Annotated in this window: 9 protein-coding genes and 1 pseudogene; 2 read left to right on the top strand and 8 right to left on the bottom strand. The window is 69.4% G+C overall.

Annotated elements, in window-relative coordinates; translation table 11 throughout:
- Positions 1–56: 56 nt before the first annotated feature.
- Entirely contained in the window at positions 57–1,973 is a 1,917-nt protein-coding gene (locus tag VGZ32_RS20220) for a ricin-type beta-trefoil lectin domain protein (RefSeq protein ID WP_326887676.1), read from the bottom strand.
- Positions 1,974–2,149: 176 nt separating this feature from the next.
- Here VGZ32_RS20220 and VGZ32_RS20215 point away from each other — a divergent pair, with 176 nt between their 5' ends.
- Positions 2,150–3,427, top strand: a complete 1,278-nt coding sequence (locus VGZ32_RS20215; RefSeq protein ID WP_326887675.1) for an ROK family transcriptional regulator — start codon at positions 2,150–2,152, stop codon at positions 3,425–3,427.
- A 258-nt stretch (positions 3,428–3,685) separates the two neighbouring features.
- Here the strand turns inward: VGZ32_RS20215 and VGZ32_RS20210 are convergent, their stop codons facing one another.
- From VGZ32_RS20210 to pstS, 6 genes and pseudogenes are all read right to left on the bottom strand, one after another.
- Complete coding sequence (locus VGZ32_RS20210) at positions 3,686–4,204, bottom strand: MarR family winged helix-turn-helix transcriptional regulator (RefSeq protein ID WP_326887674.1); 519 nt, start codon at positions 4,202–4,204, stop codon at positions 3,686–3,688.
- Between the two features lie 31 nt (positions 4,205–4,235).
- Positions 4,236–5,012, bottom strand: a complete 777-nt coding sequence (gene pstB, locus VGZ32_RS20205; RefSeq protein ID WP_326887673.1) for a phosphate ABC transporter ATP-binding protein PstB — start codon at positions 5,010–5,012, stop codon at positions 4,236–4,238.
- Positions 5,013–5,074: 62 nt separating this feature from the next.
- Positions 5,075–5,467, bottom strand: coding sequence for a response regulator transcription factor (locus VGZ32_RS20200; RefSeq protein ID WP_326887672.1), 393 nt, complete (start codon positions 5,465–5,467; stop codon positions 5,075–5,077).
- A gap of 74 nt (positions 5,468–5,541) precedes the next feature.
- Complete coding sequence (gene pstA / locus VGZ32_RS29100; protein WP_414642569.1) at positions 5,542–6,423, bottom strand: phosphate ABC transporter permease PstA; 882 nt, start codon at positions 6,421–6,423, stop codon at positions 5,542–5,544.
- Between the two features lie 135 nt (positions 6,424–6,558).
- Positions 6,559–7,560: pseudogene (pstC, locus tag VGZ32_RS29095) on the bottom strand (phosphate ABC transporter permease subunit PstC); the annotation flags it as partial.
- A gap of 153 nt (positions 7,561–7,713) precedes the next feature.
- Positions 7,714–8,841, bottom strand: a complete 1,128-nt coding sequence (gene pstS / locus VGZ32_RS20190) for a phosphate ABC transporter substrate-binding protein PstS (protein ID WP_326887670.1) — start codon at positions 8,839–8,841, stop codon at positions 7,714–7,716.
- 295 nt (positions 8,842–9,136) lie between these two features.
- Here pstS and VGZ32_RS20185 point away from each other — a divergent pair, with 295 nt between their 5' ends.
- Positions 9,137–10,612 carry an MFS transporter gene (locus VGZ32_RS20185; RefSeq protein WP_326887669.1) on the top strand — a complete coding sequence of 492 codons (1,476 nt, stop codon included), beginning with the start codon at positions 9,137–9,139 and terminating at the stop codon, positions 10,610–10,612.
- Here the strand turns inward: VGZ32_RS20185 and VGZ32_RS20180 are convergent.
- Positions 10,584–11,273: TetR/AcrR family transcriptional regulator (locus VGZ32_RS20180; protein ID WP_326887668.1), on the bottom strand; the 690-nt coding region annotated here is incomplete at its 5' end. The genes VGZ32_RS20185 and VGZ32_RS20180 overlap by 29 nt on opposite strands.

The raw sequence follows: 11,273 nt of genomic DNA, 5'->3' as shown, positions 1-11,273 counted from the left end.
GCCGCCCCGGTCAACGCCGAGGAGCAGCTCTCGTGCTGTGCTTGTCTACTCCTGGGCTACGGCAGAGACCACTGTTGGTTGCTGCCGTCTCCGCAGGCCCAGATCTGGGCTTGGGTGCCGGAGCCGCCGAATCCGGTGTCGTCGAGGCACTTGCCGGAGTTGGGGTTGATGTATTCGTTGTTGGACTGGTGTTGCCAGACCTGTGCTCCGGTGCCGTTGCAGGTGTACAGCTGCACCTTTGTGCCGTTAGCGGTTCCGGCGCCGGTCACGTCCAGGCACTTGCCCAGGGCCTGGAGTTGGTTGCTGGAGGTCAGCGTCCATTGCTGCGCGCCGGTGCCGTTGCAGGTGTAGACTTGGACCGGCGTGCCGTCCGCGCTGTTGGCCCCGCGCACGTCCAGGCACAGGCCCTGATATCCGGTGACCGGGCCGGTCGAACCGCCGCCGCCACCGCCCGAGCCCGGGGTTCCGCTCCAGGTGAACGTCGCCGAGGTCGCCGCCGGCAGCGAGTAGGTGAAGTGCTCGTTGCCCCAGTTCACGGTGAACTGCTGGCTGCTGCCGGTGCCGTTGTACGCGACGAGCGCCTTCGAACCGTCCGGGTTGATCCACGCGACGTTGGGAACGGTGCTGCTGGTGTCGTTCGAGTCGATCCGGTACGCGCCGGGCTTGACGAACTTGGTCAGCTGGCCCATGTCGTAGTACTCGATCGTGTAGTCGACCTGCCCGCTGCCGTCGTCGTGGACCGTGATCAGGCCGGTGCAGGTGCCGCAGCCGCCGTTGTGCGGACCCATGTTCTGGTCCACCGCCAGGCTCCACTTCACCACCGACTGACCCCAGTTGCGGGTGTAGTCGATGATGTTGCTCATGTCCTCGTTCTGCTGGTTCGAGATCCAGGTGCCGCCGGAGTGCTCGGTGTCGAACTGACCGATGTTCGGGTACTGGTTGTGCACGGTGGTCTGCTCGCCGGCGCTGCCCTCGTCATAGCCGTGCCACGCGACCCCGCCGAACAGCGGGTCGTTGCGCACCGTCGCGTCGTCGACCTCCTGCTGGCCGTAGCTGGCATAGGTGCTCCAGTTCCAGTCCAGCGCGAGGACCTTCGTGTTCGTGATGCCCGCCGAGTGCAGCGCGGGCAGCAGGTCGTTCGCGGTGAAGAAGTCCAGGCCGTTGCCGTTCCAGTTCATCGTCGGGTAGGTCGAGCCGTCGCAGCAGCCCGGCTCGTTCTGCGCCGAGATGTAGTCGACGTGCACGCCCTGCGCCTGGTAGGCCTGAAGCGTCTTGACGTAGTACTGCGCGTAGGCGGCGTAGTACTGCGACTGGAGGTAGCTGTGGCTGGTGAAGTTGTCGTCGGACTTCATCCAGGCTGGCGCGCTCCACGGGTTCATCATGAGCTTGAGGTTCGGGTTGAGCTGTTCAGCCTGCTTGGTCAGCGGCAGGATGTCGGTCAGGTCGTGGCTGATCGAGAAGTTGTTCAGGTTCGGGTCGGTCTGCCCGGCCGGCATGTCGTCGTACGAGTAGTTGTACCGGGCGAGGTCGGAGGCGCCCATCGGGTTGCGCAGGAAGTCCAGCCCGATACCGTTGTTCGGGTCGAAGAGGGCTGTCATGACCGAGTTGCGGGTAGAGGTCGAGATGGAGCCGCTGCTGCCGAGCAGATACCCGGCGGTGTCGGTCATCGAGGCGCCTGCGCCGACGAACTGCTGGTACTTGGTGCCTTCGTTCACCGTCACGGTGGTGCCGTTGTTGGCGTTCCCGGAGCTGAAGGAGACGGGGCTTTGCTGTTGCAGGCCGCGCACGACGTTGCGGCCGCCGGAGTCGTTGGTGGTGGTGAGCCAGATGTTCACGGACTCGCCGGCCGCCTGGGCGGGAGCGGCGAAGAAGGTGGTGCCGGCGACGAGGACCGCGCCGAGCCCGGCGGTGCCCAAGACGAACGCGCGGCGGTGTTTCGTGGGATTGGCGCGCGGAAGGAAGGGAGTTGACATCGTTGTCACTTCCGGGGGGATCGAGGGCAGGGCGCCGCTGCCATATTGGGTTTTCAAACGTCGAAAGCCGTGGCCGCGCCCGGAAATTTGTTTGGCGCGACTACTTACTTCGCGCTGTGATTTAACTCGTGATGCGTGGTAGCGTCAAGAGTCGGCGGCTACTGGAGGGAGGCCGGATGGCGGAGCGCGCCATGCGTACCGTGCGCGACCTGCGTCGCTCGAATCGTTCGCTCCTGCTCAAGCGGCTTTATTTCAGCGGGCCGCTGAGCCGTCAGGATCTTATCGACACCACAAGCCTGAGCGCAGCCTCGGTCAGCAATGTCGTGGGCGGCCTGCTTGAGGACGGCCTCGTGATCGAGGCGGGCGCGGTCGAGTCGGAGGGCGGCCGTCCACGCATCCTGCTGCGCGTGAACAGCGCCGCCTGGCACGCGATCGGCGTCGACGTCGGCGAGACGCGTGTCCTCGTCGAGCTGTTCACCCTCGACCTCTCGGTCGCGGCGCGCGCGATGTACCCGCTCCCGGACGGCTGCGGTGACGTCGACCTCGTGGTGAAGCACATCCACAACGGTCTGCGGACGGTGATCGCGGAAAGCGGTGTCCGCGCCGACTCGATCATCGGCGTGGGCGTCGGCGTGCCCGGCGTCGTCGAGCACGGACTCGACGGCGCGGTCTACGGCCAGAGCATCGGCTGGGACGGCGTCCCGCTCGAACACCTCCTGCGGCAGGGCACGGATCTGCCGCTCTACGTGGACAACGGCGCGACCACGCTCGGCCAGGCCGAGATGTGGTTCGGTGCCGGACGTGGGGCCCGCGACGCCGTCATCGCGCTGATCGGTTCAGGCGTCGGAGCATGCGTAGTGACCGGCGGTGCGCCCTATCGCGGCACAGGGCGCAGCGCGGGGGAGTGGGGCCACACGACGGTCCAAGTCGACGGGCAGCTCTGCCGCTGTGGGTCGCGCGGCTGCCTTGAGGCGTACGTCGGCGCAGAAGGCGTGATAGCCGGGTACCGGGAGCTGGCCGGAACCCGCGACGGCCTCGTGCAGGACCTGCCAGGGCTCGACGAGGAAGCGGCGCTGGGCCGGATCCTGGCCGCAGCCGACCGCGGCGAGCCCGCGGCCCAAGAGGTGCTCGCGCGCACCGCGCTCTACCTCGGCGCCGGCATCGCCAACCTCATCAACCTGTTCAACCCGGAGCGCATCATCCTCGGTGGCTGGGCCGGCCTCGCGCTCGGCGCTCGGCTGCTGCCGCGGGTGCGTGAAATCGCCGGCCAGTACTCGCTGCGGCACGCGTATGCGCACTCGGAGATCGTGCTCGGCCGACTCGGCCCGGACGCGGTTGCCCGAGGCGCCGCGACGCTGCCGGTCGCGCGCTTTCTGGCCACCGCGACGCTGCCCGGCCGGGCGCAGGGTGAAGTACTCCTCGAGCAGCCGGACGCGGTCGCGGATATCGGTTAGGTCGTCGCCTCCGCCAGGGCGCGTCTAAGAAGGAGCGTCGGATAAGCTCGCGGCGTCTGGCGCGTGCGATTCGCAAGGCGACGGAGCTGCCTCATAGCGGGGAGCTGTGAACCCTAGGTGCCTGGCGCCGCCGCGGGGTCCTTCGCCCACGCCGCTTGCGGCGTGGGGCCGGGCTGGCGGGCCTGACGCTGCTTTTTAGACACGCCCTAACCTCGCAGGGTGAAGCGCAGGCGCGCAGGCGTGCGCGCCCAGTCGTGATCAGTCCTGAGATTCGTCGCGCTGCGCGGCGAGGCGGTCGACCAGGTGCGACAGCGCGGGCAGTGCGGCGTCGATGGCCGCCCGCTCACCGGATTCAAGGTCGCCGAGGGCGCTGGCGATGCGCCGCCGGTGTGCGGCGTGCCAGTCAGCGAGCTGCCGACGGCCGTCCGGGCTCAGATCCACCACGGCGGCACGGCGGTCGGACGGATCGGTGCCCCGCTCCACCAGGCCCGCCGCCATCATCTGCCCGATCAGCCCACTGACCGTCGACGGCGCGAGCCTGAGCCGCACGGCCAAGTCCCCGACCCGCGCGGGCGAGTGCTCCGCCAACGACTGAAGGAGCTCGACCTGCGCCATAGGCAGCGATTCCCACGGATATTCGCTGCGGATGCTTGAGCGCAGCACCCGGCGCAGCCGCGCGACGACGTCCGTCAGCGCGTAGGCCCCGTCCGGGTCGACGGATCGCGCGCCGTCCGCGTTCGCAGTGTCCACGGCGCTGACGGTATCGCTCCTGGCCATGCCGTCACGATACCGGCTCCGCGGCCGTGGATCAGCCGAAACGACCGGTGATGTAGTCCTCGGTGGCCCGCTGGGTCGGGTTGGCGAAGATGCGCGCCGTGTCGTCGATCTCGATCAGCTTGCCCGGCTGCCCGGTCCCGGCGATGTTGAAGAACGCCGTGCGGTCCGAGACCCGCGCCGCCTGTTGCATGTTGTGCGTCACGATCACGATCGTGTACTCGGCCTTCAGCTGCGCGATCAGGTCCTCGATGGCGAGAGTTGAGATCGGGTCGAGGGCGGAGCACGGCTCGTCCATGAGCAGCACCTCCGGCGAGACCGCGATCGCCCGGGCGATGCACAGGCGCTGCTGCTGGCCGCCGGACAGGCCCGAGCCCGGCTTGTTCAGCCGGTCCTTGACCTCTTCCCACAGGTTCGCGCCGCGCAGCGAGTTCTCCACGAGCGAGTCCAGGTCGCCCTTGCCCTTGACCCCGTTGAGCTTCAGGCCCGCCGCCACGTTGTCGTAGATGGACATGGTCGGGAACGGGTTCGGCTTCTGGAACACCATGCCGACCGAGCGGCGCACCGAGACCGGGTCGATCGAGGTGCCGTACAGGTCCACGTCGTCGAGCAGCACCTTGCCCTCGACCCGCGCGCCCGGGATCACCTCGTGCATACGGTTCAGGGTGCGCAGCACGGTTGATTTACCGCAGCCGGACGGGCCGATGAACGCGGTGACCGTGCGCGGCTCAACCGTCAGGCTGATGTCCTCCACCGCACGGAACCCGCCGTAGTACGCGGACATCCCGGAGACGTCGATCCGCTTGGCCATCGTGGTTCTTCTTCCTTCGGGTTGATTCCAGGTGGGGTCTTGGGTCGGGCGGGAACGGCCGCTCAGTCACCGATGTCGAACACATAGCCGAGCCCGCGCACTGTACGCATTCTCGCGTACGCGTCCGGGTCGGACTCAAGATGCCGGCGCAGCCGCCGGATGTGCACGTCGAGCGTCTTGTTGCGGTCCGGATAACCCTCGCCCCACACCGCGTCCAGCAGTTCGCGCCGGGTCAGCAGCCGCCCGGCGTTCTCCATGAGCGTGGCCAGCAGCTCGAACTCCTTCGGCGCCATGTGCACCGCTCGGCCGCCCACCCGCGCCGCCATGCCGTCGAGGTTGAGCTCCACCGGGCCGACCGTGAGCAGCCGCAGCTGGCCGACCGTGCTCGGCGCCACGGACACGTAGGGGCTGCGATCGGCAAGGGAACGCGGCACGTCCGTCCTCGTCGTCGCCATCGTGCCTCCTTGGTTCTGTGCCGGGCTATCGGGGGGTTCGGGTGCGGTCATTCGGGTGCGGTCGGCGGTGCCGGTCAGGCCCGTCCGGGCTGCTTCCACCAGGCCACCAGCCGGGCGATCAGGTTCAGCAGCATGATGATCAGGATCAGGGTCAGCGCCCCCGCCCAGGCCCGATCGACCGCGGGCTGGTAGGGCTGGGTCGCCTCGTTGAAGATGAACGCGGGCAGCGAGCCCTGCGCCCCGTTGAACGGATTCGGGTTGATCGAGGAGGTGAACCCGACCACGAGCAGCACGGGGGCGGTCTCGCCCATCACCCGGGCGACGCCCAGCATGACGCCGGTCACGATCCCGGGCAGCGCAGTCGGGATCACGACCCGCATGATCGTGCGCCACTTGGGCATGCCGAGCGCGTACGAGGCCTCGCGCAGCCCGTGCGGCACCAGCTTGATCATCTCCTCGCTGGAACGGATCACCAGCGGCAGCATCAGGATCATCAGCGCCAGCGAGCCGGCGAACCCGGAAGCCTTGAAGCCGAAGCTCAGGATCCACAGCGACAGGATGAACAGGCCGGCCACGATCGAGGGCAGGCCCATCATGACGTCGACGATGAAGGTCACCGACCGGGCGACGATCCCGCGGCCGTACTCGACCAGGTAGACCGCGACCATCACCCCGATCGGGACCGCGATCAGCGTGGCGAGCCCCGCCTGCTCGAGTGTGCCCTGGATCGCGTGGAAGGCGCCGCCGCCCGGGTCCGACTCGGCCACGTTGCGCATCGAGTTGTTCAGGAACGTGATGTCGAAGCGGTGCGTGCCGTTGCTGATCACCAGGACCAGAATGGAGGCCAGCGGCAGCAGCGCGAGCAGGAACGCGATCCCGACGCCGCCGCGCGCCGCCCAGTCGGCGGCGCGGCGCAGCGGGGAGGTGTGTGCGAGCGGGCTCGTCCCGGGCCGCACGTCCACGGGGGTCTGCACGTGGCTGATCTGGTGCGGGGTGAAGGCGTCGACCGGGCTGGCCGCGGGCGTCGGCGCGGCCTCCGGCGAGGTGGCGCGCCGGCTGCGTCCCTTGCCGCTGTCATCGGTGACCACGCCGCGCCGGGCGATCCACCGGGCCAGGTAGTTGACGATCAGCGTCATCACGAACAGCACCAGACCGGAGGCGATCAGCGCGCCGCGGCCGTTGGTGAAGGCGTTCTTGAACTGCAGGGCGATGTTCGCCGCGATCGTGTTGCCGCCCGGCTCGAGGAACTTGTAGAAGAAGCCGCTGGTGGTCGACAGCACCATCGCGACCGCGATCGTCTCGCCGAGCGCGCGTCCGAAGCCGAGCACGATGCCGCTGATCACCCCGGAGCGGCCGTACGGCAGCACGGCCAGGCGGATCATCTCCCACTTGGTCGCGCCCAGCGCGTAGGCCGCCTCGATGTTCTCCCGCGGGGTCTGCAGGAACACCTCCCGCGAGATGGCCGCGATGATCGGCAGGATCATGATCGCCAGCACGATGCCCGCGGTGAAGACCGAGCGCGGCGCCGGGGCCCCGTCGTAGTGGAAGATCGGGATCCAGCCGAGGATGTCGGAGACGACCTGCGAGACCCCGCCCATGTGCGGGACCAGGAAGATGATGCCCCACAGGCCGTAGACCACCGAGGGCACCGCGGCCAGCAGGTCGACGACGTAGCCCAGCGTGTGAGCCAGCCGTCTCGGCGCGTACTGGGTGATGAACAGTGCCGCGCCCACCGCCACGGGAGCGCCGATCGCCAGGGCGAACAGCGACGTGACCAGGGTGCCCCAGGCCACCAGCGCCACGCCCCACACCGACGGGTCGTCGTCCGGGTTCCACTCGAACGCGGTCAGGAAGTTGACCGAGTCCGAAGTGATCGCGTGCAGGGCCTGCGTGATCAGGAAGACCACGATCGCGCCCATCAACAGCAGCAGGAACCAGGCCGCGCCGCGGGCCAGGCCGCCGAACGCGGCGTCCCCGCGCCGGGAGTGGCCGGTCAGGCCGACCGTCTCGCCGCGGTGCGCCCGCCGGGGGCGCGGTGCCGGGGGCTTGCGCGGTTCCGGGCCGGGACGGGCCACGTCGGGCTGGTCGGCCATGGCAGGCGACTCGCCGCTCATCGTTCTCCAGACGGTGCCGTACGGGGGAAATGGAAAAAACGTGGCTTCACGCGGGCGGCCGGAACAGGGCCGCCCGTCCAGCCGGGCTCCCCCGGTGCCTGCCGGCCGTGGCCGGCAGGCACCGGGCCGGAATTACTTGATCGAGTCGATCAGCGTCTTGACCTGGGTCTGGATGCTGGTGGGCAGCTGCACATAACCGGCCGTCGGCAGCTCGGTCTGCGCGGTGTTGCTCACCCCGTAGTCCAGGAAGCCCTTGATCAGCGGCAGCTGCGCGGAGGTGTTGCCCGACCCGCACGCGATCTCGTAGGTCACCAGCACCGCCGGGTAGGCGCTGGGGTCCGAGTAGGTGTAGTCGAAGGCCAGCTGGATGCCGTTGGCACTGGTCTGGACGTTGGCCTTGGCGATGAACGCCGAGGCGTTCGCGGTGGTCGCCGCCACGTACTGGCCCTGGGCGTTGCCGACCTTCGCGGTCTGCAGGTTGTTCGACGAGGCGTAGGAGATCTCCGCGTAGCCGATGCCGCCGTCGGTGGTCTTGACCGCCTGCGCCACGCCCGAGGAGCCGTTCTCGCCCTGGCCGCCGGTGCCCGGCCACTGCTTGTTCGCCGCCGTCGGGAAGTCCGCCGCGTCCGTCTTGTTCAGGTAGTTCGAGAAGTTGAACGAGGTGCCGGACTTGTCCGAGCGGTGGAAGGTGGTGATCTTCGTGCTCGGCAGGGTGACACCCGAGTTCTCGCCCGCGATCGCCGGGTCGTTCCAGGTGGTGATCTTGCCGTTGAAGATCTTCGCCAGGGTCTGCGCCGACAGGTTCAGCGACGAGGTGACGCCCGAGACGTTGTACATCACCGCGATGGCGCCCGGCACCAGCGGGATGTTGACCGCGTTGTTGCCCGTGCCGCAGCGCGCGTCGGCCTTCGGCACGTCCGTGGCGGCCATCGGGTAGTCAGAGCCCGCGAAGTCGACCTGGTTCTGCTCGAACGCGGTCAGGCCCGCGCCGGAGCCGTTCGGGTTGTAGTTGATCGTGGCGCCCGAGCACGCGGCCTGGTAGTCCTTGGTCCACTTGGAGATGGCGTTCGACTGCGCCGTGGAGCCGGCCAGGGTCAGGGTGCCCGAGCCGCAGCTGATCGCCGCGGCGGTCGCCGAGGACGAGCCGGCGGCGGTGGTGCCCGAGGACGACGGGCTGTTGTTGTTCGAACCGCAAGCGGAGAGCGTGGCGGCGGCGATGAGGCCGGCGCCCGCGACGGCGGCGTACCGCTGGACCTTCACGGAGAAGTCCCTTCGTTGTGATCCCGGCGCTGCGTCCCTGAGCTGGGTACGGCACCGGCCGGTCTTGAGCCTGACGTGTGCTGACCTTGCGAACGTAGGCAGTCCAAGTGAATCGATGAGCCGGGCAAGGTGAACGTCGGGTATACAGTGCGGGACTTTTGGGCTGACGGCGCGTCTCCAGTCTGCGTGTCCGCGCAGTGCCGTTCACCTGGCCTAATGCCGTTCCGTGCGCTGATGGTGAACTGTCGATGACAGATTAGTTCGGTAGCCGAAAGTATCGGTTACCATAGTGACTATGCGGGAGCGCCGAGATCCCATCCGTGATTCCGGAAGGCCGGACACCGTCCGGTCCGCCGCCGTGCCCGCGTCCGCCTCTCCGCTCGCCTCGCTGTTGCTCACCGAACGGCCTCGCCCGTCCTGGATCCGTGAGTCTCACCGCGGCTGGCGGCTTGCCGTCGCGACCGTCTGTCTCGGCGCGTTCATGGGGCAGCTCGACTCATCCATAGCCACCCTCACCTATCCGGCGCTAGAGGCCCAGTTCCACGCCCCGCTCGCCGTCGTCGAGTGGGTGTCCCTGGCTTACCTCCTCGCGCTCGTGGCGCTGCTCGTCCCGGCCGGACGGCTGTCAGACGCGCGTGGCAGGAAGCTGATGTACCTCTACGGCTTCCTGGCGTTCAGCGCTTCGTCGGCGGGCTGCGGGTTCGCGCCGAACCTCACGGTGCTCATCGCCTGCCGCGCGGTCCAAGCCGTCGGCGCGGCGTTGATGCAGGCCAACAGCGTGGCGCTAGTCACCACGAGCGCGCCGAGGCACCGCATGCGCGCCGCGCTCGGCGTGCAGGCGGGCGCCCAGGCGCTCGGGCTCGCCCTTGGACCGACTCTCGGCGGACTGATCGTCGTGGGACTCGGCTGGCGCTGGGTGTTCTTCGTCAACGTGCCGGTCGGGGTGATCGGGATCGTCGCGGGGCACTACCTCCTCCCGCGCACCCGGACGCACTCTTCGACGGACCGCTTCGACTGGCCCGGTCTCGCACTGCTGGCCGTCGCGACGACGGCCGGACTGCTCGCGGTGTCGGCCGCTTCCGGACTCGGACTGTCTCCGGCGGCGGTCCTCGGGCTCGCGGCGGTCTCGCTCGCCGCGGGATACGGCTTCGTCCGCCGCATACGCACCGCCGCCGCGCCGCTGGTCGACCCGTCCCTCCTCGACCCGGCCGACTCGCCCGGGCGCCGGATCCTCCCCGCGCTCGCCGCCGCATTGGGCGGATACCTCATCCTGTTCGGCCCGCTCGTGCTGGTCCCGCTGGTCCTCACCCGCGCGGGCGGGAGCCTGGAAAGCGCCGGGCTCGTCCTTACCGCGCTGCCCGGAGGCTTCGCCGTGTCGGCCCTCGCCGCCGAGAGGGTCCTGCCCGCCGGATGGAGCGATCGACGGCGGGCCGCGCTCGGCGCCGCGGTCGCGCTCGTCGTCCTCGTGGCGATGATCCCGGCGCCCGCTCACGCCGCCGTGCTCGCACCGCTCCTGCTGCTGCTCGGCCTCGGCCTCGGCACCTTCACCCCGGCCAACAACGCGCAGGTGATGGCCGAGATCCCGGCCGGTACCGCCGGGACCGGGGGAGCGCTGGTCAACATGGCCCGCGGCTTGGGCACGGCGCTCGGCGTCGCCGCCGTCGCCCTGGCGCTGCACCTCGGCCACGGCGCCGGTCGTCAGCTCGCCACCGCGCTGCTCGCCGTTGTCGCTGCCGCAGTGCTCAGCTTGTGCCGTCGACCAGGCCCTTGACGATCGTGTCGAGGGTGGAGCGCAGCACCTGCTCGCGCTGTTCCTTAGGCAGGATGTCGAGCGGACCGTCCAGGAAGAGTGTGGCGAGGCCGTGCACGGCCGACCACGGGGCGAACTCGGCGTTGGGCCGCCGCGCAGCCGGCAGCAGACCGTTCGCGACCAGGTCGTCCAGCACGCCGCCGAGGAGCTGGAACGAGCGGAACCCCTCGACACCCGGCGGCGGCTGTATCGGCTCCGACCCGCCCTCTGTGACCTGGCTGCAGGGCTGCGGCAGGTGAACGCCGTCGATGTGCACGAATGCGGTGCGGAAGAGTCCCGGTTCGGCCAGCGCGAAGTTCACGTAAGCCTCGCCGATCACGTAGCTGCGCATCATGGCGTCCTCGGCCGCTGACCCCGACAGCGGCATCTGCTCCAGCGCCTGCTCCATCGCCGAGGCCAGCTCGTCCTGGGCCTTGACCTTGACCGTGTAGAGCAGGTCTTCGTGCGCGGCGAAGTGCCGGTACGCGGCCGTGGGCGAGACTCCGACCCGCCGCGCCGCCTCGCGCAGCACGACGGCTTCCGGGCCGCCTTCGCGGGCCAGCGCCGTCGCCTCCTGGGTGAGCGCGTTGGCGAGGTCGCCGTGGTGGTACCGGCGGCGCGTCGCCACGGCCGCCCCCGTGTC

Source organism: Actinocrinis sp., from assembly GCF_035938995.1.
Taxonomy (GTDB): domain Bacteria; phylum Actinomycetota; class Actinomycetes; order Streptomycetales; family Catenulisporaceae; genus DASZGI01.
Note: the sequence above shows the minus strand (reverse complement) of the source record. Positions and strands in the feature narration are given on the sequence as shown.